The sequence below is a fragment of the Phaeobacter gallaeciensis DSM 26640 genome (assembly GCF_000511385.1).
GTDB classification, from domain to species: domain Bacteria; phylum Pseudomonadota; class Alphaproteobacteria; order Rhodobacterales; family Rhodobacteraceae; genus Phaeobacter; species Phaeobacter gallaeciensis.
This window is the reverse complement of the sequence record NC_023139.1, coordinates 71,052-91,011: the sequence shown is the minus strand read 5'-3', so window position 1 is coordinate 91,011 and position 19,960 is coordinate 71,052. Positions and strand designations below refer to the sequence as shown.

Genomic DNA, 19,960 nt, shown 5'->3' with positions numbered 1-19,960 from the left:
TGGGGGCGAAGATGTCGGTCGTGGTCCTCGCCAGCGCTCGATCTGCCCTCCTGTTCAACCGCTCCAGCGAACTGCCGCGGGGTTGCGGCATAGGAGAGAAAAGATGCTCCTCGATAGCGAGATTCTGGCCAAACTGATGGGCCGCCAAAAGAGCCATTCCTTGGAACAGGCATTCTATACCGATCCGGGTGTGTACGATCTGGACTTGCGCCAGATCTTCTACCGTGAATGGTTGTTTGCAATCCCGGCCTGCGAGATCCCCAAACCGGGCAACTTTGTGACGCAGCAAGTCGGCGCATACAGCGTTGTGATCGTACGTGGAACGGACGGCGTTGTCCGGGCGTTTCATAACGCTTGTCGCCACCGCGGATCGGTTGTGTGCAAGGCCAAGAAGGGGACCTCGCCCAAGCTGGTTTGCCCCTATCATCAATGGACCTACGAGCTGGATGGATCGCTTCTGTGGGCACGAGACATGGGCTCGGATTTCGATCCCAAAGAACACAGTCTGCGCAGCGTGCACTGCCGCGAGCTTGAGGGGCTGATCTATATTTGCCTGGCCGATGACGCTCCGAATTTTGAAACATTTGCCGACACTGCGGGCGCATATCTGGCACCACATGATTTGGGCAATGCCAAAGTCGCGTTTGAAAGTTCGATTATCGAGAACGGAAACTGGAAACTGGTCTGGGAAAACAACCGCGAATGCTATCACTGCGCAGGCAACCACCCGTCGCTGTGCCGTACTTATCCCGAGGACCCTTCGGTCACAGGGATATCGGCGGAAGGCGTTTCGCCACAGGTGCAGTCCCACTGGGACCGGAACGAGGCAGCAGGCATTCCCGCCCGCTTCCAACTGGACAAAGGTGGTCAGTTCCGCGTGGCGCGCATGCCGCTTTTGGATGGGGCGATCAGCTATACGATGGATGGAACGCCCGCCGTATCCAAATCGCTCGGGCGCATTCCCTTCGCCGATGCAGGGCCGTTGGTACAGTTTCACTACCCGACGACATGGAACCACTTCCTGCCGGACCATTCCATCGTGTTCCGCGTTACGCCGATCAGTCCGACGGAGACCGAAGTCACCACCAAATGGCTGGTCCACAAAGACGCGAAGGAGGGCGTGGACTATGACCTGCAACGCCTGACCGAGGTTTGGATTGCCACCAATGACGAAGACCGGATTGTGGTAGAGGATAACCAAAAAGGTATCAATTCGCCCGTCTATACACCGGGTCCATATTCCCCGACCCACGAAGATGGCGTGATCCAATTTGTTGACTGGTATGCCAGCCACCTGACGCGCTGTCTGACCGGGCGCAACCTGATCGCTGCGGAGTAAGGCGCATGAACGATATGACTCCTAGCGCGGCACTTTGGTCGGACAGCGAGCTTCTCGAATGTGTCTCGGTGGTCCCTGAGATGCCCAACACCGCCAGTTTTTCGTTTCGCGCCCCGTCGGGCGCACTGTTCGCCTATGAGGCAGGCCAGTTCCTAACGCTGGAAATTCCAGCGCCCAACGAACCCGGTGGCGTGGTGCACCGCACCTACACGATTTCGTCCTCGCCCTCGCGTCCCCGCCTGATCACTATCACGGCCAAGGCGCAGCCCGACAGTATCGGCACGCGTTGGATGCTGGCCAACCTGAAGCCCGGTATGATGTTGAAAGCCATTGGTCCGGCCGGCCTGTTCACCAATGCGCGGAGCACGGCGAAGAAGTTCCTATTCATTTCTGCTGGGTCGGGCATCACACCGATGATGTCGATGACAACTTGCATGTGGGACGAAGGCCGTGATCTGGACATCGTTTTCATCAACTGCGCCAAGCGCCCGTCTGAAATCATCTTCCGCCAACGCCTTGAGCAGATGGCCAGTCGCACCGATAGTCTGGACCTGAAATTCGTCGTCGAGGAAGCGGACCGTTATCGCCCATGGGCTGGCTATATGGGGCAGTTTAATCAGCTGATGCTCGGCCTGATGGCGCCGGATTATCTGGATCGCGAAGTTTACTGCTGTGGCCCTGAACCCTTCATGCAAGCAGTACGCGAGGCGCTTGTGGGGCTTGGCTTTGACATGGACAACTACCATCAGGAGAGCTTTGGCGCCCCAGTCGAGACCAAGGAAGAAGCACCCGAGCTGGACGATGTAGTCCCTGACGGCGCCACCGCCGCCGAGCTGCATTTTACCACCTCGGACGTAATCCACAAATGTACGGAAACGGACACGGTGCTGGCCGCCGCAAAGGCGGCCGGGCTGAACATTCCGTCAGGTTGTACTTTTGGTGTTTGCGGCACCTGCAAGGTTAAGAAAACTGAAGGCGAGGTCCATATGGTCCACAATGGCGGCATCTCGGAGGAGGATATCGAGGCTGGCTACATTCTTGCCTGTTGTTCGAACCCACTCGGCAAAGTTGCGGTCGAGATCTGAACGAAAAGGGCGATCGGATGGGTCGCCCTCTCCATTGAAAGAGGCTTAGAATGCTGCAGAGGTTTTCTGAAAACGGCAGTAGAACCCGTTCGCCTACGCTATCCCGTGACTATCGTGACTGACGAAGCGTTTGCCTATCGGCGTGTCATTCACGGAGTAAATCGTCGCCATGACCCGCACATAGGTAGCGGTCAGCAGGTTGATCGGCAAAAGCCAGGCGAGGGCGAGAAGCGCACGAAGTTCGCTAAGAGTATAGGGATTTTGACTACATCAACGCAGGCAAACACCGCGAGATGAACCTTTCCGATCATCAAAGCCGCTCAAGATTGAAACAGGGGACGGGGTTGCGGATATGGGATGGGAGATGATGCGTGAGCGCGAGTTAAACCGCGTGGAAAGCCAGCCTCTGGTCGCTTCGGCCATGATAGATGTTTCGCTGCTGACATCGGTCGAATTTCCCGAGCGAACTATCTAACGGATGTGAAAGAAACAGGAACTGACTCTGGCCATGTTGTTTGAGTGTGCAGAGCTTTGATTTTTATCGAGAAAACGAAGGCATCGGGGGTTTGACGTGATCAATCTCGCGCATAGCACGCCAATAGTGGTAGAGACCCCAAATGCCCATGATCTGAATGGTGGATAATGAGTATCTTAAGCCGTTCTGGCCGTGGCTGGCGAACAAGGTCTCACTGGCCAGACCAATTACCGTTGGGCCAATGCCAACGCCAACGCAGTTGAAGCCAAACAGAAATATCGCTGTTCCCATAGGGCGCAGTTCTTCCGGCAAACGGTCGTGCAGATAAGCGAAGGTGGGTCCCCAATATACAGCACTCACGGTTGCTGCGAAGGCGAAACTGATCAAGGCTAATGGTGTCGAGCTAATCAGAAAGAATATCCATATCAGTGGCTTAGATAGCAGGACGGCAAGGATGATTATTCCTATGCGCCATCGTGGATTTCTCGTCCCCCATATATCTGCCAGCTGACCAGAATACCATGTGCCAAATCCACCGATGATCCCTGTGGTCAAGGCCAGATAGATACCGGTTTGCGCCGGGGTCATTCCGTGGGTTCGGATGATGAACGTTGGCAACCAGGTTAAAACGCCAAAGGTCACGATGCCGATCAATGCCAGACCGCAGAATGCATGAAAGAGACCTCGGTCATTCCATATGAGGTAACACGTTCTGCGAAAAACGGCTGGATCTGCGGTAGCTTTCTGCTCCGACTGAGATTTGCGAACATCTGGGGTCGTGTATCTCAGAAGCAGAGCCAGGATTAGACCGGGAAAGCCTGCCAAGACGAAGGCCCACCGCCAACCGAACAACTGTCCGACGATGCCTCCAACGAGGAACGCCAACAAAACTCCAACATTCGCCCCAGTCGCGAAAAATGCCAGAGCCGATGTACGTGTCTCATGCGGGAACCGATCTGAAATCATCGCATGGGCCGGTGCCACCGCACCTGCTTCACCTAACCCAACACCCAATCGCGCAAGAACAAGATGCGTAAAATTCTGTGCTACCGACATCGTCAGAGTTAGGAGGCTCCAGACAATGGCTGAAGTTGCAACGATGTTTCGCTTGTTTCCTCGGGCAGCCAATCGCGCAATTGGGAATCCAGCAAGCAGAAACATTGCCGCGAAAACCATCCCAGAAAGGAGACCAAGCTGCGTATCGGACAGAGTAAATTCTTGGCCAATAGCGTCCAGCGAGATGCTCAAAATATGGCGGTCCATATGTGCGACGGCAAAAATTGCAGTCAGCAAGAACAACAGGTTTCCATGTGGTTCCGGCTTCAAGATATTAACCCGTATTCATGAGATCATCTGTTGTTGATACAAGCTCAAGATACAAAAGATCAATCGATGGTTTTGAGCTACTCCCTAATCTTTGGACAGGATCTGGCGTAATTTAAGCTATTCTCTGCTCCTGCTGATCGGGTTGGTTTTCTTCTTTTCGCAGCCAATAGACCACGGTTGGCGGTCTGCCGCCAAGTGCGGAATGGGGGCGTTTGCGGTTATAGAAGTCGATCCATTTTCCGACGCCCGCCTTCGCCTCTGATCCAGTCTCCCAGGCGTGCAGGTATACCCACTCGTATTTCAGGCTCCGCCAGAGCCGCTCGATGAAGATGTTATCGAGGAACCCTCCCTTGCCATCCATCGATATCCGCAGGCCGGATCGGCGCAAGCGATCCGTCCAAGCGAACGACGTGAACTGGCTGCCCTGATAGGTGTTCATGATCTCGGGCGGTCCGAACCTGGCGATAGCCTCGTTCAGCGCATCCACGCAGAAGCCCGCCTCCAGCGTGTTCGAGATGCGCTAGGCCAGCACTTTGCGTGTGTGCCAGTCCATGATGGCGACCAGATATAGAAAGCCCCTGCGCATTGGCAAATACGTTATGTCAGCACACCAGACCTGCTTGGGGCGCTCCACCCGTAGGCCATGCAGCAGATAGGGATAGGCCTTGTGCTCTTTCGCCGCTTTGCCCCCTCTCGCACTTGCTTTGCATGTGCTGCCGGGCAGCGGGTGTTTGGTTTCTGATAGATTGGCATCAAACCCATCAGCCGCATCAAGCGCCGGATGCGCTTCTCGTTCACCACCCTCTCGGGACATTGCTGCGCAATGCCCTGCTGGGCAGGGGATGGCCGTCGTTTCGCAGGTGCCAAGTCATTTGCCGGACGCCAAAGAACGGTGTTTCCAGAAGCTGCTCGTCGATCTGCCGCATCAGCATCAGGTTCATCGCTGTTTCACCCTTGGGCGTGTAGTAAAACGATGACCGCGAGATCGACAACAGCTTGCACTGCTTGCCAATGGGCAGATTGGCATTGGCAGGCTCGATCATCTTGCGCCTCACTTGCCGGTCCACGATCTGAGCTTTCGAGACAAAAAACCGTTGGCAACGGCCAGCTCCCCAATCGTAGCGTGCAGCTCTTTGACCTGTTCTTCGTCAATCTCCTGGGACTTCCTGCCACCGTGTTCGAACACGCCGGACGTGCCCTTCAGAAGAGCCCGCTTCCAGCTGTGGATCATCGTTGGGTGAACGCCAAACTGGCTCGCCAGCTCAGCAATAGTCCGCTCACCCTTCAAAGCCTCAGGCGCGATTTTTGCTTTGAACTCGGGCGAATGGTTCTTCCGTTTCGACATCTCTGATCTCCTCTTCGTCGAAGATCAGCAGACATGAGCCGCAAGTTTCCTCCAGCTGGCGGAGAGACCTTGGGGTTTGGTTGATGGCCTAATCGAATAATTTGATTTTTGTAGAAAACTACAAAATGGCATTTTCGATAGTGGGAACTTCAATTAGTCTGACGGGCGCACGGAGATGATGCTCCGTAGCCTCTCAACCCAGATACAAGAGGATGGTCCAGATCGAACACCAACTGGTTCAGATTGAGGCTTTTCTTCGTTGGGCATTGCCAACTTGTTTGCCCGTTGGCTTTCGCATAGGCAACCGGGATGAAAATTCCTTCCACGATGCCTGGCCTGAAAGGCTAACGTTTTCCTCGCGGGATCGTCGCCTATGCGGTCTGGGCGTATCATCGTTTTGCGCTCAGCACGGCGGATGTCGAGGATCTTCTTGCCGAACGCTGCGTGGTGGTCAGCCGGGAAACCGTCCGGAACTGGGTGAACTGGTTTGGCCGCCATTTCGCCGATTGCATCAAGCGCGACAGGCCGGGCGCCAGTGATAAATGGCATTTGGGTTAAGTCGTTGTTCCGATCAATGGCGTGAAGTTCTGGCTCTGGCGGGCAGTCCACGCGAATGGGAATGTGCTCGACATTGCTCGTTCAAAAGCAACGTAATGCAAAGGCCGCTAGCCAGTTCCTGAAGCGGCTGATCGACCGGTTTGGCACGTCGCGAGTCGTGATCACCGACAAGCTGCGCAATTACATAAGGCCGCTCCGCAACCTTGCGGCGAATGCTGATCATCGGGCGCATAAGGGCTTGAACAACCGTATCGGAGCATCCCATGGGCCGATACGAAAGCGAGAGAAACTCATGGGGCGGTTCAAGTCACCCGGACAGGCGCAGAGCTTTCTGGCCGCGCATGACCAGATCAACACGATTTTCCGTCCGCGCCGCTATCGTCTTACCGCTAAATCCTATTGCCACGCCGGAGACGATGCCTTTGATCTTTGGAACGGCTACGCACTCGAGATGACCGCCTGACGGGCGCGGATCAGGCCGCATTCAGCCGGGTGCAGATAAGTTGGCAATGCCCTTCAGCTGCTTTGCTGTTGAATGTCCGGTCGCAGCCGGGAGGCAAGTTCTACTGCAGCATTCTTGCCGATGCCGGTCATGCACAGAAGCTGCGTAACGATCTGGTTTTTACTGCTGGCAAGAACATGGCCGTTTGTGATTGCAAGGGCGGCGCCAATCAGCGCATGTGTTGTCAGTCTCCAGACCAGTTCAGCGTCTGATACCTGAAAACGGCCAGCCTGGGACGCGCGGCGCAGGTCCCTGATGGCAAAGGGGCCCATCTTTCTGAACATCGTGTCCGAAATGACTTCGGAGCGATGCAGCAGCTGTTGCCAGCGGGGGTCGCCGGTCGCCGTATCCAGAACGGTTCTGATGCCGAATGCGTAGACCTGCGCAGGATCTTCAAACGTGTCGGTGACTTTTTCGATTCGAAGCGCAAGATCGTGCATCAGAGTTTCGAGTACTGCAATTGCCAGTTCGTCTTTGGATTTGAAATAGCTGTAGACGGTGCCGGCACCGACATCTGCCTTGTGGGCAATCTCGGACATTGTTGCAGCATCCACGCCCCGGGTTGACATGATGTCGCGCGCGGCCTCGATCAGTGCCTGCTTGTTCCGGCGCTGGCGCTTGGCAACCCTGCCTTCTTTTGCTGGGGCTGTTTCGCTCATTTTTGACATCCGCCTGCTGCTTCTCGAATCATATTCATGTTTGAATCCCAGGGCAACTTTTTCCAAAAAAACGCGATGAGGTGAAGCTGAAAAGTTGCTTCATTGGTCCATGAAAAAGTGGCGTGCAAGAGCGTTGGACGTGACGAAATTCTCATAAACACCTGTTCATAAACAAAAAAGACAATGTGTGATCCTGGCTCTTTATCGGTCAATGTTCAAACTTGACTGGTATTCATTTTCGACCTACCGTCATGTTGAGGAGCGATTAACCGTGCCTGAGGTGGTGTTCAGGGTGGTTGATCAGCAAAGGGAATTGGGAGGAGATGAAGATGGCACATCCCGTGGCCAGCACTGAGTGCGATGCTGATGTTGCAATTGTTGGAGCAGGTCCGGTTGGAACCATGCTCGCAATTCTGCTGGGCCAAAAAGGCAAGAAGGTCACGCTGGTCGAACGTTGGACGACGCACTATGGCCTGCCGCGTGCGGTGACCTACGATCACGAAATTGCGCGTATTCTGGCGTCACTGGGGATCGACTCCGAGACCGACCCGGCGATCAATTGCCATGACGAGCTGTACTACTGGCGCAACCGTGACGGCAAAGACCTGCAAATTGTTGACTGGCAGAGCCAATCGGCCAGCGGTTGGCGGGTGCGCTACTGGTTCAACCAGCCCCTGCTGGAAAAGCGTCTTTTGAAAATTGCTGGCGACATTCCCGCAATCACAATCTTGCGCGGCTGGGACGGAATAGCGCTGGAGCAGGACGATGACGGCGTCTCTCTTTCTCTGAAGCAGAACCCGGAGGAATTCGGGCCGGATGGCGAGCGGAAGGAAATCCGGGCCAAATTTGTTGTCGGCACCGATGGTGCAAACAGCTTTGTCCGGGAAAGCCTGGGGATCGAGAACGAGGATAAGGGCTATTTCTTTGACTGGCTCATCCTGGATATGCTGCCGGGCTTTGATTATTGCGCGTCGCGCCCGAATGATCCGGCGCAGTGGCAGCTGTGCGACCCGGCCCGCCCGACAACAATCGTGCCGGGTGGTCCGGGGCCGGTCGAAGGCGGCCCAGACCGCCGCCGCTGGGAATTCATGGTCTTGCCGGGCGAGTCTGTAGAAGATGTGCAGAAAGAAGAAAACGCATGGAAGCTGTTGCAGCCCTGGGGGCTGACGCCCGAGAACTCTGAACTGGAGCGGGCGGCTGTTTACCGGTTTCAGGCGCGTTGGGCCAAAACATGGCGCCGGGGCCGGTGCCTGATCGGCGGCGACGCGGCCCACCTGATGCCGCCGTTTGCCGGTGAAGGCATGTGTGCGGGTTTGCGCGACGCAGTGGCCATGAGCTGGCGCCTGAATGCGATCCTGGAAGGCAAGACCGGTCTGGAGGTGCTGGAAAGCTACTCGACCGAGCGGATCGAGCACGCTAAGCACTATATCAACTTCAGTCAGGAACTGGGCAGCATCATCTGCATCAGTGACGAGAAGGAAGCCGCCGACCGCGACGCGCATATGATTGCCGATCTTGCGGCGCGCGACAACAAGCCGGTACCGACCGATATCTGCCATCTGGGGCAGGGGGCCTGGTGTGATGAAAGTGCACATGCTGGCGAGCTGTCTGTGCAGGGTGTGGTTGAGCACAAAGGCCTCAAAGGCCGGTTCGATCAGGTCGTTGGCCAGGGCTGGGTTTTGATCGGCTATAAGTCAGATCCGCTTGCCGCACTGACCAGGGCGCAGCTCGCCCAGTTGAGCAAGCTGGACGGGTTTGGTGTGCAGGTCGATGCCCCTGGCGGCGCGCATGACGTGATCGATACTGAGGGAACCTATAAGGCTTGGCTGGATGATATCGACGCCAAGTACGTTCTGGTGCGCCCGGACTTCTATGTGGCGCTCACCGCCAACACGCCTGAGAACCTGCAGTCGCGTTTTGACAAGATGATGGCGGCCCTGCATCTGGATACGGCAGCTGCCGTGGCCGCTGAGTGAGGCAGAGCAAAATGAGGTCTGCCTTTACATTCAACGCAAACCCGGCCCGGATAGTTTTCGGGCTGGGCGCCTCAGCCAATGTTGCGGCAGAGGTCAGCGGACTGGGGTGCAGCCGTGCTCTGGTTCTGTCGACGCCGTTTCAGGCCGAAGATGCCGGAAAGTTGGCTGCCGACCTTGGTGCAATGGCCGTTGGCGTCTTTTCTGAGGCGGCAATGCATACGCCTGTGGATGTCACAGAGAAGGCAATGGCAGCCTTTGAGGCCGCAGGTGCCGACTGCGTGATTGCATTGGGCGGAGGATCAACGATTGGCCTGGGCAAGGCCATTGCGTACCGGAATGATGCGCCGCAGGTGGTGATTGCCACGACCTATGCCGGTTCCGAAGTCACGCCGATTTTGGGGCAGACCGAAAATGGTTTGAAGACCACGGTCCGGGACGCCAAAATCCTGCCGGAAGTTGTAATCTACGACCCCAATCTTACGGTTGGGCTGCCTGTTCCAATGAGCGTCACATCCGGCTTGAACGCCATGGCGCATGCGGTTGAGGCTGTCTATGCAGAAAACCGTAATCCTGTGACAACGCTGATGGCGGTCGAGGGGGTGCGCGCGCTGCGAGATGCCTTGCCGGGGATCGTTGCAGATCCGTCGAACATCGAAGCGCGCAGTGAGGCACTCTATGGGGCGTGGTTGTGCGGTACCGTGCTTGGTACCGTCGGAATGGCCCTGCATCACAAGATCTGCCACACGCTTGGCGGCACGTTTGATCTGCCGCACGCTGAAACCCACGCAATCATGCTGCCGCATTCGGCGGCCTATAACGCGCCGGCGGCAGCCCGCGAAATGCAACCGCTTGCGGACCTGTTTGGAGGCTCCATCGGCGGCGGAATGTGGGACTTTGCAAAATCCCTGAACGCGCCGCTGGCGCTGCGTGATCTGCAGGTTCAGGAAGCTGATTTGGACCGGGCGGCTGATATCGCAACCCAGAATCCATATTGGAACCCCCGTCCGATTGAACGCCAGGCCATCCGGGAATTGTTGCAGCGGGCCTTTGAGGGGAGCCGGCCCGAGTAACAGCCTGACAAACCGTCATACGCATCAGGGAGGAAACCAAAATGCTGACACGACGCACACTCTTGAAGACAGGCGCTGCTGCCGGGGCGACGGCATTAGCAATGCCAGCACTTGCCAAGGGCGGCACAGTCAAAATCGGCTATGTCAGCCCGCAATCGGGGCCGCTTAGCGCGTTTTCTGAAGCTGACGCCTATGTCATCGAGCAGTTCAAAAAGACCAGCGCGGCTAATGGGTTGAATGTGGAGGTGATTGTCAAGGACAGCCAGTCCAACCCCAACCGTGCTGCCGAGGTCGCACGGGAGCTGATCGTTCGGGACGAGGTCAATCTGATCTGCGTGGCATCGACACCTGAAACGACCAACCCGGTCTGCACAATTGCCGAAGCCGAGGAAATCCCGGTCATCTCGTCGGTGGCCCCGTGGCAACCCTGGTTTATTGGCCAGCAGGGCAATCCCGGCGATCCGTCCAGCTGGCAGGAATTCGACTATGTCTACCACTTCTTTTGGGGGCTGGAGGACAATGTTTCGGTGTTTCTCAACATGTGGAACAGCATCGAAAGCAACAAGGTGCTTGGCGCACTGTGGCCCAATGACGGTGATGGAAATGCCTGGGCGAGCGGGGTCGGCATGCCGCCGGCCGCTGAGAGCGCTGGCTACCAGCTGATTGATCCGGGCCGCTATCAGAACCTGACCGACGATTTCAGCGCGCAGATCAACGCTTACAAGAACGCAGGGGCGGATATCTTTACTGGGATCCCGATCCCTCCTGATTTCACCACGTTCTGGACCCAAGCAAAACAGCAGGGGTACAATCCAAAGCTGGCCTCGATTGCCAAGGCGCTTCTGTTCCCTGAAAGTGTTCAGCAGCTTGGGGATCTTGGGAACAACCTGACTTGCGAAGTCTATTGGACCCCATCCTTCCCGTTCACATCCTCGCTGACAGGCGAAAGCAGCGCTGATTTGGCCGCTGGATTTGAGGCGGCGGCAAAGCGCCAGTGGACCCAGCCTGTCGGCTTTACGCATGCGTTGTTCGAAGTGGCAGCCAATGCCATCCAGCGCACAGAGGATCCCACGGACGGGGATGCGCTGGCTGAAGCGATTGCGTCGACTGACCTGAACACGGTGGTTGGCCATATCGGCTGGGGCAAGGACAACCTGCCGCCCTTTGCACAGAAGAACGTGGCCAAGACGCCGCTGGTGGGCGGTCAGTGGCGCCGCAAGGACAGCGGTGATTTTGAGCTGCTGATTGTCGAGAACGGCAATGCGCCTGAAATCCCGCTGGATGGCACGCTGGAAACGCTCACCTAAGGCCGGTGGCACCGGAGCAAACCGCACCGGTGCCCATTCTCATGTTCGGAGGCGTGCATGTCGATCCTGACGCTAAAATCTGTTTCCAAATCCTTTGGCGCGCTGAAAGTCACGGACGGCGTGTCCCTGGAGGTTCAAACCGGGGAAGCCCTGGGCATTATCGGTCCCAACGGCGCCGGAAAATCGACACTGTTCAACCTGATTGCCGGCAACATCAAACCGGATGAGGGGCAGATTCTTCTGGATGGGACGGACGTTTCGCATTGGTCGCCGATGGAGCGGGTGCAGGCAGGAGTTGGACGCTCTTTTCAGATCCCCCAGCCGTTCAATCATCTGAGCGTGTTCGAGAACCTTATGGTCGCGGCTCAGTTCGGCGGAGCGCACCGCGGCAGCGAGGCCAGTGAGTTCTGCATGTCGATCCTGGAAAAAACCGGACTTGCGCCTAGTGCGCGGGACATGGCTGGCGGGCTATCGCTGCTTCAGCGCAAGCGCCTGGAGCTGGCCCGGGCGATGGCAACATCGCCAAAGCTGATCCTGCTGGATGAAATCGCTGGAGGGCTGACAGATGGCGAATGCGGCGACCTGATCAAGACCATCAAGGACATCCATAGCCAGGGCACGTCCATTATCTGGATTGAACATGTGCTGCACGCGCTGACGTCGGTGGTGGACCGGCTGATGGTGCTGAACTTTGGCGAAAATATCATGGTTGGCGGCATTTACGAAGTGATGAACGCCCCGGCTGTCCGGGAAATCTATTTGGGACTCGAAGTATGATGGAGCCGATTTTATCCACTCACGGACTCACGGCGCATTACGGTGATTTCCAAGCCCTGTTTGGCGTCGATATCGACGTCAAACAGGGTGAAACTATCGCCATTATCGGAGCCAACGGGGCCGGGAAGTCCACGTTGATGCGCGCGATAACCGGGCTTTTGAAGACCGCCCCGGATGCGATCAGGTTGCAGGGTGAAAGCATCGGGGGCTTGTCCGCGCCTGAAGTGTTGGGCAGGGGTATTTCCATGGTACCTGAGGGCCGCAGGTTGTTTCCCTCGCTGACCGTAGAGGAAAACCTGCTGATCGGCGCGCATACCCGCACAGGCAACGGGGTTTGGAATCTGGAGACTGTTTACGATATCGTACCAGCCCTCAAAGACCGTCGAAACCATCCGGGCACAGCGCTGTCGGGCGGGCAGCAGCAGATGGTGGCGATCGGGCGGGCGCTGATGTCGAACCCCGAGGTTCTGTTGTGTGACGAATTGAGCCTGGGTCTGGCACCGGTGGTGATCAAGGAGATCTACGCCTCCTTTCCGAAAATCAAAGAACGCGGGGCCTCTGTGGTGGTTGTCGAACAGGACATCGGTCAGGCGATGAAGGTCGCCGACCGTGTGTACTGCATGATGGAAGGCAGGGTCACCTTGCAGGGGCGCCCAGATGAGCTGTCCCGCGACGAGATCCATAACGCATATTTTGGAGTGAGCGCATGATTGTCATCGATACAATTGTCCAAGGCGTTCTGCTCGGGGGCCTGTATGCGCTATTTGCGGCTGGTCTAAGTCTGGTTTTTGGTGTCATGCGGCTTGTGAATCTGGCGCATGGCGATCTGATCGTCCTTGCTGCCTTTGTCATTCTGTCCATCGCAACTGCGTTGAACCTCAGCCCCTTTGTTGCTTTGCTTCTTGCCTGTCCAGTGATGTTTGCGGTGGGATGGGGATTGCAGACCTATCTGCTGAATCGGGTGCTGGGAGAAGATATCCTGCCGCCCTTGCTGGTGACGTTCGGTCTCTCTGTGGTGATCCAGAATGGATTGTTGGAGCTGTTCTCTGCTGACAGTCAAAAGTTGACCGCCGGGGCGATCGAGGCGCAATCCGTGAGCCTAGGCCCGGTAACAGTCGGGGTGATGCCGCTTCTGACGTTTGTGTCCGCTGTCGCCGTGATCTTTGCGCTCAACCAGATCTTTTACCGGACCAAATTGGGCCGCGCCTTCCGCGCAACTTCGGATGATCGTGAAACGGTTGGCCTGATGGGCATACGCCCGAACAACGTGTTTGCGGTGGCCACAGGCATTGCAATGGTGGTTGCAACAATCGCCGCCCTTTACCTTGGTATCCGTGCCAATTTCGACCCGAGCATTGGACCGGCCCGCCTGCTCTATGCCTTTGAGGCGGTCATTATCGGCGGTCTTGGGTCGCTGTGGGGCACGCTGGCTGGCGGGGTGATTATCGGCGTTGCCCAGGCCCTGGGCGCAGCGATCAATCCCGAATGGCAAATCCTGTCCGGGCATATCGCCTTTATTGCCGTCCTTCTTGTTCGCCCGCGCGGACTGTTCCCCCGTGCAAATGACTGAGGTGGCTGCAATGTCCAATCCTAGGAATATTACCCGTGTTCTGCAGCTGGCTGGTTTGGCCGGGGTCGTTCTGTTGTTTCTGGTGCCGGTCATCGGATCGCGTGCACTGGTTCAGGATCTGTTCGGGGTGCTGACACTTTTGATCCTGGCGCAAAATTGGAATTTGCTGGCAGGTTTTGCCGGGCTGGTGTCCGTTGGACAGCAGGCGTTTGTCGGTGTCGGGGCATATGCCATGTTTGCCTGCGTTATCCTGCTGGGAATGGACCCTTTGGTCGGGATTGTGGTCGGCGGCATTGCCGCCATGCTGCTGGCAATCCCGATGGCATTCTTTTCGTTCCGACTGGCTGGTGCCTATTTTGCGATCGGCACATGGGTCGTCGCGGAGGTCACCCGTCTCTGCCTCGCCCAATGGAAAGCCCTTGGAGGCGGGACCGGGACCTCGCTGCCCAAAGGCACCACCAAGGCTATGACAGGGGTGCCTGAAATCAAGGCCTGGCTCGGCGGCAGCTCTTCTGCGGCGTCTGATGCCTTGACTTATTGGCTTGCTCTGAGCCTCGCGCTTGCAACGCTCGCAGCAGCATATTGGTTCCTGAAATCCCGGATGGGTCTTGGGTTGCAGGCGTTGCGCGACAATGAGGAAGCCGCGCGCTCTGTCGGGGTGAATCCGATCCGTCTGAAGGCCTGGGTCTTCATGCTTACAGCATTTGGAGCCGGTTTGTGCGGTGCACTTCTTTTCATTCAGATCACACGCGTCACCCCCGAGGCCGCCTTTTCGGTCGTGGACTGGACGGCGTTCGTCATCTTCATAACGGTGATTGGCGGGATCGGTACGCTGCCGGGACCAATCGTCGGAGTGATCGTTTTCTATTTCCTGCAACGCACGCTGGCTGATTACGGCACGGTCTACCTGATCGTTTTGGGCTGTCTTGGGATTGCGGTCATGCTGTTCGCGCGGCGTGGCCTATGGGGATTGTTTACGGAAAAAACCGGGATTGAGCTGTTGTCTCTGCGGCAGCTGCCACCCGAGAAAATCCACGCGCGCTGACATACATCAAATAGAGGTATAACCCATGTCCAATTTGGTTGATCTTTCCAAAATTGACTACTTCACTGAAGAGTCATCTGTTGAAGCTGTGCTGGGGCGCAACGGATCAAAGGCGGATGCCCGGCTGGCCCAGATCTGGGCGTCGCTGATACAGCATCTCCACCAGTTCGCCAAAGACGTTGAACTGCGCCAGGACGAATGGGATGTCGCAATCGATTTTCTGACTTCGACGGGGCAGATCTGCGATGAAAACCGGCAGGAATTCATTCTGCTGAGCGATGTCATGGGCTTTTCCATGCTGACAGATGCCATCAACAACCGCCGCCCGGAAGGCGCGACCGAGAATACGGTTCTTGGCCCGTTCCACGTTGAAAACGCACCTGAATACGAGATGGGAGCCAATATTTCCCTGGATGGCAAAGGGCAGTCCTGCCTGTTTGAAGGCCGCGTTGTTGATCTGGACGGAAACCCTGTCGAAGGCGCGCGGATTGATGTCTGGTGTGACAATGAGGATGGCTTTTATGATGTGCAGCAGCCCGGGATTCAGCCGAGGTGGAACAATCGCGGTGTCTTCACCACAGGGACGGACGGTGCGTACCACTTCAAAGGTGTGAAACCGGTCTCCTATCCAATTCCCCACGACGGGCCAGTGGGTAAACTGCTTATCCAGCTTGACCGGCATCCCTATCGACCGGCGCATATGCACTACATGGTCACGGCGCCGGGGTATGAAAAAATTGTGACTCATACCTTTGCGGGGGAGGACGAATATCTGAAATCCGATGCGGTCTTTGGTGTGAAATCGACGCTGGTGGCGCCGTTTGTCGAAAATGAAGGGGGAGATACCAAGTGGCGATCGCCGTTTGATTTTGTGATGGTGCCGGAAAAGTCGGAGGGGTGAGGCAATGACGCAAAAACCTTGCATCATCTGTGTGGCGATCACCGGCTCCTTGCCGCAGAAATCAGACAACCCGGCTGTGCCGATCACAGTTTCGGAACAGATTGAAAGCACACAGGCCGCCTTCGAGGCCGGTGCGTCGATTGCCCATTGCCATGTTCGCAATGATGACGGCACGCCGACATCCGATCCGGAAAGGTTCGGCCGTCTGCTGGAAGGGCTGAATGAACATTGCCCGGGTATGATTGTTCAGTTCTCTACCGGCGGCCGGTCGGGGGCAGGGCGTGAACGCGGCGGCAGTCTTCCGCTTCGGCCCGATATGGCATCTTTGTCGGTCGGGTCCACCAACTTCCCCAACCGGACCTATGACAATCCGCCGGATTTGGTCGAATGGCTGGCGGATGAGATGAAGAAATACTCTGTCACCGCCGAGATCGAGGCTTTTGACCTGAGCCACATTCACCAAGCGGTTGCGATGAGCAAGGCGAACAAGCTTCCTGGAAAACTGTATGTTCAGTTTGTCATGGGGGTCCGGAATTCGATGCCGGCGGACAAGAATGTGTTCAATTACTATGTGAAGACGATGGAACGGCTCGCGCCGGAATCTGAATGGTGTGCCGCAGGTATCGGCCGCCATCAACTGGAGCTGAATGAATGGTCTGTTGCGGCAGGTGGACACGCCCGTACCGGTCTGGAAGACAATATTCGTTTGGACCGGGAAACGCTTGCGCCGTCAAATGCGGCGTTGGTTGCACGAACCGCTGAGGTTTGCCATCGATACTGCCGTCCGGTGGCAACCTGGATGGAAGCCCGGTCGCTTCTGGGCCTTCCGGTTCCTGGCGCGTAGCAGGCAAGCTGCAATTCCGGCCGCGCCCTTGCCAGAAAACTGGCGGGGGCGGCCGTCCGTATCGTGCAGGCAAGCCAGGGGCAGCACTTAATGCAGGACAGCTAAATCATACATTATATGATATGTTTTTGGGAAATTATTGTATTATTATTGTATATGAAACTGGGCCAAGCTTTCCTCCATCATAAGGGTTGGCATAGTTTGCCCGTGCTCCATGGCGCAGATAGCGTGCAGGGAGCCATCGAGCTTTTCCAAGAAACATGAGCCAACCCGACACGGGAGGGATATCTATGTTCGGTAACATCAAGAAACTGGCGATGTGCTTTTTGGGTTCTTTGGCCATTGCAGCCACGGCAGAGGCCCAGAGCATCGGCATCGGGGCCAGCAAACAAGGATCGCAAAACTATGCAGCGAATGCAGGATTTGCAAAGCTTCTGTCAGAAGAACTCGGCTATGACGTGCGTGTTCAGTCGTTTGGCGGCTCGGGTCAGACGATGCCGCTGGTGGATAATTCCCGACTGGATCTGTTGCTGGCGCCTAGCCCAGATTTTTCCGCCGCTGCAGGCGGGACGGGTGCGTTTGAGGGGCGGCAACTGGGCAATCTTCGTCTTGTGGCGGCAATGGGCGGCTCGGCTTATGGGTTCATGGTCAACAAGGCCAGCAGTATGACCATGGTCGCCGACGCCAAGGGCAAATCGATAACCTACGGATACACGGCGCAACCAACTTTGCGGCCTCAGGTCGATGCCATTCTTGCCGGCGGCGGCCTGAGCATTGATGAGATGCAGCTTGATAATGTGCCATCGGTTCCGAATGGCGTGGATGACTTGATTTCCGGGACGGCTGAGGTGGCGTTCTTTGCGCTGGCCGGCGGCAAAACCCGCGAGGCAGATGCAGCCATTGGAATCCGCTGGCTGGGTTTGGAGAACACACCGGAAGCGCTGGCCGGTGTCAGAGAGTTTGTCCCAACGGCTTACATCGATAACGTCCCGGCTGGATCTGCCCCCGGAGTCGAGACCGATACGAACATGATGTTCTACGACTATGTGCTGCTGGCTGGCGCTCATGTTTCGGATGAGACGATCGCCCCCATCGTGGCCTTTATCCACGACAATCCTGAGAAGGTTCGCAGCATCTTCAAAACCTTTGCCCGGTTTGACCCCAGTAAAATGGCACCCGACATGGGCGGCCTCGCGTACCACCCGGCTGCGGCCCAGTATTATCAACAGGCAGGGATGTCGCATTAAGCGCTGCGGGGTCTGGGGTGATGACTGAACCTTCTGAAACCGCTGCGCTGGCATGGGGTAACCAGATTCTGAGAGGGCTGATTGTAGCCCTCTCAGTTAGCTACGCAGCTAACCTGCACCGCTATGCGGGCCTGTCCGTTTACGACGCCCAGCTGCTGGTGGCAGTCTTTGCTCTTGGGCTGGCATCTGGCTTTTTGAGCATGGCTCAGACCGCCACTACCAACGCGGTCAGGCTGGGCTGCGCTTCCATCGCTGCTGCCTGCCTTGCTACCGGCGGGTTCGTCGCGGTGTATTTTGTTCAGTTGTCAATGGATGCTCCGTTTGTGCCGCCACGGCTGGTAGTTATTGGCTGTGTTCTGCTGGGTGCGCTGCTTGTGCTTTTGCGGCGGGCGGCGGGGACCGGGATTCTCATCGTAGTGCTAATATTTTTAGCCTACGGGCTCTGGGGGCATCTTTTCCCCGGCGACCTCCAGAGCCGCCCGACGTACTGGGATGAGCTGGTTATCTACCTCAGTCTGGATGCAAACGGCATTCTCGGGTCGGCGCTGAAGGTGGCGGTCGTCATTGTTGTCCCATATCTTCTATTCGGACAGTTTTTGACCGCCTGCGGTGCGGCAGATTTTTTCAATGACCTGGCGTTGTCAGGGATGGGCCGTTTCCGTGGCGGTCCTGCCAAGGTTGCGGTGTCAGCCTCAGCCCTGTTCGGCTCAATTTCCGGATCTGCCGTTGGTAATGTCGTCGGGACAGGTGTTGTGACAATCCCGATGATGAAAAAATCCGGGTTTCAAAGCAAATATGCAGCAGCTGTCGAGGCGGTCGCGTCGACCGGGGGCCAGCTGGTACCGCCTGTCATGGGGGCCGCTGCATTTATCATGGCGGACTTTATTGGCGTTGATTATTCGGCTGTCATGCTGGCAGCCTTGCCGTCTGCGCTGCTGTATTACTGCGCGATCTTCATCAATGTAGATCTGACCGCTGCGAAACGCGGCGTTGCCAAGGTTGACGAGGCTGAAATCCCAAGCAGTCGCGAGGCTTTGCGTCAGGGGTGGCATTTCATCCTGCCATTTGCGGTGCTGATCTACACCCTGTTCGCCCTGAACATGCGCCCGGAGCGGTCAGCGGTGATTTCCACCCTGGTGCTTTTGGCGGGAAGCTTTGTTTTTGGCTATAAGGGCAGGAGAATTCGCCCTTCCCAGATCCTGGAATCTGTTGCAGCGGCCGGTAAGGCAGCCATCGGATTGATCCTTGTATGCGCTGCGGCGGGCCTGATCATTGGCATTCTAAACATAACCGGTCTGGCATTTAACCTGACGTTGCACATCATTACGGCAAGTGGCGGCAGCCTGTTGGTTCTTGCGCTTATCACGGCGGTGATATCGATTGTGCTGGGTATGGGGATGCCGACTGTTGGGGTCTATATCCTGCTGGCAACGTTGGTTGCTCCGGCGCTGATCGAATACGGGGTGCCGGTGATTTCAGCGCATCTCTTTGTATTCTATTTCGGCTTAATGTCGATGATCACACCGCCTGTGGCGCTAGCGTCTTTTGCGGCGGCGAATATTGCCGACGCGTCTGCCTGGGCGACCAGCAAAGAAGCGATGAAACTGGCCTGGCCTGCCTATTTGGTGCCGTTTTTGTTTTTGTTTGCTCCGGGTTTGATACTGGAAGGTGACCTGCTGTCGGCGCTGTGGGCGATTGCAACGGCATTGGTCGGGATCTTCATGGTAACCGCCAGTTTCGTGGGGTATTTCTTCGGGAAAAGAAGCGGCATGTTCCGTGTCATCTTGGGGATAGGCGGTGCCCTGTGCCTTATTCCATCGGGCCTGCATCCGGCAGCTGTCTGGAGTGATGCTGCCGGCCTGTGTCTGCTGGCGCTGTTTGTTGTAAGTGCAAAACAGAGCCCGCACGGCGCTGCGCAAAAGACTGAATGACAA

The 19,960-nt window shown here is 56.7% G+C and carries 15 protein-coding genes and 2 pseudogenes; 14 read left to right on the top strand and 3 right to left on the bottom strand.

Annotation, left to right across the window (positions count from 1 at the left end; translation table 11 throughout):
* Positions 1-103: 103 nt before the first annotated feature.
* Both GAL_RS20535 and GAL_RS20530 read left to right on the top strand, forming a co-directional pair.
* On the top strand, positions 104-1,339 hold the full coding sequence (locus tag GAL_RS20535; RefSeq protein ID WP_024099514.1) for an aromatic ring-hydroxylating oxygenase subunit alpha: 1,236 nt from the start codon (positions 104-106) through the stop codon (positions 1,337-1,339).
* A 5-nt stretch (positions 1,340-1,344) separates the two neighbouring features.
* On the top strand, positions 1,345-2,424 hold the full coding sequence (locus GAL_RS20530) for a hybrid-cluster NAD(P)-dependent oxidoreductase (protein ID WP_024099513.1): 1,080 nt from the start codon (positions 1,345-1,347) through the stop codon (positions 2,422-2,424).
* A 538-nt stretch (positions 2,425-2,962) separates the two neighbouring features.
* On the opposite strand, the gene GAL_RS20525 is transcribed toward GAL_RS20530, so the two are convergent.
* Positions 2,963-4,198, bottom strand: a complete 1,236-nt coding sequence (locus GAL_RS20525; protein WP_024099512.1) for a spinster family MFS transporter — start codon at positions 4,196-4,198, stop codon at positions 2,963-2,965.
* Positions 4,199-4,337: 139 nt separating this feature from the next.
* Positions 4,338-5,570: pseudogene (locus GAL_RS22580) on the bottom strand (IS3 family transposase).
* Between the two features lie 363 nt (positions 5,571-5,933).
* Here GAL_RS22580 and GAL_RS20510 point away from each other — a divergent pair.
* Positions 5,934-6,591, top strand: a pseudogene (locus GAL_RS20510) (IS6 family transposase).
* 53 nt (positions 6,592-6,644) lie between these two features.
* On the opposite strand, the gene GAL_RS20505 reads toward GAL_RS20510, so the two are convergent.
* Positions 6,645-7,355: a TetR/AcrR family transcriptional regulator gene (locus GAL_RS20505; protein ID WP_244462813.1), complete on the bottom strand. Its 711-nt coding sequence runs from the start codon at positions 7,353-7,355 to the stop codon at positions 6,645-6,647.
* Between the two features lie 263 nt (positions 7,356-7,618).
* On the opposite strand from GAL_RS20505, the gene mhpA reads away from it, so the two are divergent.
* The 11 genes from mhpA (at position 7,619) to GAL_RS20450 (ending at position 19,957) form a co-directional block, all read left to right on the top strand.
* The gene (mhpA, locus tag GAL_RS20500) at positions 7,619-9,265 is read left to right on the top strand and encodes a bifunctional 3-(3-hydroxy-phenyl)propionate/3-hydroxycinnamic acid hydroxylase MhpA (RefSeq protein ID WP_024099508.1); all 1,647 of its coding nucleotides are present in this window, start codon (positions 7,619-7,621) and stop codon (positions 9,263-9,265) included.
* A gap of 11 nt (positions 9,266-9,276) precedes the next feature.
* The gene (locus tag GAL_RS20495; protein ID WP_024099507.1) at positions 9,277-10,335 is read left to right on the top strand and encodes a maleylacetate reductase; all 1,059 of its coding nucleotides are present in this window, start codon (positions 9,277-9,279) and stop codon (positions 10,333-10,335) included.
* Between the two features lie 41 nt (positions 10,336-10,376).
* Positions 10,377-11,642: an ABC transporter substrate-binding protein gene (locus GAL_RS20490; protein ID WP_024099506.1), complete on the top strand. Its 1,266-nt coding sequence runs from the start codon at positions 10,377-10,379 to the stop codon at positions 11,640-11,642.
* A 57-nt stretch (positions 11,643-11,699) separates the two neighbouring features.
* Positions 11,700-12,419 carry an ABC transporter ATP-binding protein gene (locus GAL_RS20485; RefSeq protein ID WP_024099505.1) on the top strand — a complete coding sequence of 240 codons (720 nt, stop codon included), beginning with the start codon at positions 11,700-11,702 and terminating at the stop codon, positions 12,417-12,419.
* A complete protein-coding gene (locus GAL_RS20480) occupies positions 12,416-13,129 on the top strand; it encodes an ABC transporter ATP-binding protein (RefSeq protein ID WP_024099504.1) in 714 nt (237 codons plus the stop codon). The genes GAL_RS20485 and GAL_RS20480 overlap by 4 nt, the downstream gene beginning before the upstream one ends.
* A complete protein-coding gene (locus GAL_RS20475) occupies positions 13,126-13,989 on the top strand; it encodes a branched-chain amino acid ABC transporter permease (RefSeq protein WP_024099503.1) in 864 nt (287 codons plus the stop codon). Before GAL_RS20480 ends, GAL_RS20475 begins: the two co-directional genes overlap by 4 nt.
* 10 nt (positions 13,990-13,999) lie before the next feature.
* Positions 14,000-15,034 (top strand): branched-chain amino acid ABC transporter permease, encoded by a 1,035-nt coding sequence (locus GAL_RS20470; protein ID WP_024099502.1) that lies wholly within the window; start codon positions 14,000-14,002, stop codon positions 15,032-15,034.
* A gap of 25 nt (positions 15,035-15,059) precedes the next feature.
* Positions 15,060-15,935 (top strand): intradiol ring-cleavage dioxygenase, encoded by an 876-nt coding sequence (locus tag GAL_RS20465; RefSeq protein WP_024099501.1) that lies wholly within the window; start codon positions 15,060-15,062, stop codon positions 15,933-15,935.
* A gap of 4 nt (positions 15,936-15,939) precedes the next feature.
* A complete protein-coding gene (locus tag GAL_RS20460; protein ID WP_024099500.1) occupies positions 15,940-16,779 on the top strand; it encodes a BKACE family enzyme in 840 nt (279 codons plus the stop codon).
* A 290-nt stretch (positions 16,780-17,069) separates the two neighbouring features.
* The gene (locus tag GAL_RS20455) at positions 17,070-18,026 is read left to right on the top strand and encodes a TAXI family TRAP transporter solute-binding subunit (RefSeq protein WP_024099499.1); all 957 of its coding nucleotides are present in this window, start codon (positions 17,070-17,072) and stop codon (positions 18,024-18,026) included.
* A 20-nt stretch (positions 18,027-18,046) separates the two neighbouring features.
* Positions 18,047-19,957, top strand: coding sequence for a TRAP transporter permease (locus tag GAL_RS20450; protein WP_024099498.1), 1,911 nt, complete (start codon positions 18,047-18,049; stop codon positions 19,955-19,957).
* The last annotated feature ends 3 nt before the right edge of the window (positions 19,958-19,960 follow it).

Bases quoted from the DNA above. Each gene is read 5' to 3' on its own strand.
- mhpA (WP_024099508.1), top strand. From the start codon at position 7,619: ATGGCACATCCCGTGGCCAGCACTGAGTGCGATGCTGATGTTGCAATT.
- GAL_RS20465 (WP_024099501.1), top strand. From the start codon at position 15,060: ATGTCCAATTTGGTTGATCTTTCCAAAATTGACTACTTCACTGAAGAG.
- GAL_RS20485 (WP_024099505.1), top strand. From the start codon at position 11,700: ATGTCGATCCTGACGCTAAAATCTGTTTCCAAATCCTTTGGCGCGCTG.
- GAL_RS20495 (WP_024099507.1), top strand. From the start codon at position 9,277: ATGAGGTCTGCCTTTACATTCAACGCAAACCCGGCCCGGATAGTTTTC.
- GAL_RS20535 (WP_024099514.1), top strand. From the start codon at position 104: ATGCTCCTCGATAGCGAGATTCTGGCCAAACTGATGGGCCGCCAAAAG.
- GAL_RS20450 (WP_024099498.1), top strand. From the start codon at position 18,047: ATGACTGAACCTTCTGAAACCGCTGCGCTGGCATGGGGTAACCAGATT.
- GAL_RS20490 (WP_024099506.1), top strand. From the start codon at position 10,377: ATGCTGACACGACGCACACTCTTGAAGACAGGCGCTGCTGCCGGGGCG.
- GAL_RS20460 (WP_024099500.1), top strand. From the start codon at position 15,940: ATGACGCAAAAACCTTGCATCATCTGTGTGGCGATCACCGGCTCCTTG.
- GAL_RS20455 (WP_024099499.1), top strand. From the start codon at position 17,070: ATGTTCGGTAACATCAAGAAACTGGCGATGTGCTTTTTGGGTTCTTTG.
- GAL_RS20480 (WP_024099504.1), top strand. From the start codon at position 12,416: ATGATGGAGCCGATTTTATCCACTCACGGACTCACGGCGCATTACGGT.
- GAL_RS20475 (WP_024099503.1), top strand. From the start codon at position 13,126: ATGATTGTCATCGATACAATTGTCCAAGGCGTTCTGCTCGGGGGCCTG.
- GAL_RS20530 (WP_024099513.1), top strand. From the start codon at position 1,345: ATGAACGATATGACTCCTAGCGCGGCACTTTGGTCGGACAGCGAGCTT.
- GAL_RS20470 (WP_024099502.1), top strand. From the start codon at position 14,000: ATGTCCAATCCTAGGAATATTACCCGTGTTCTGCAGCTGGCTGGTTTG.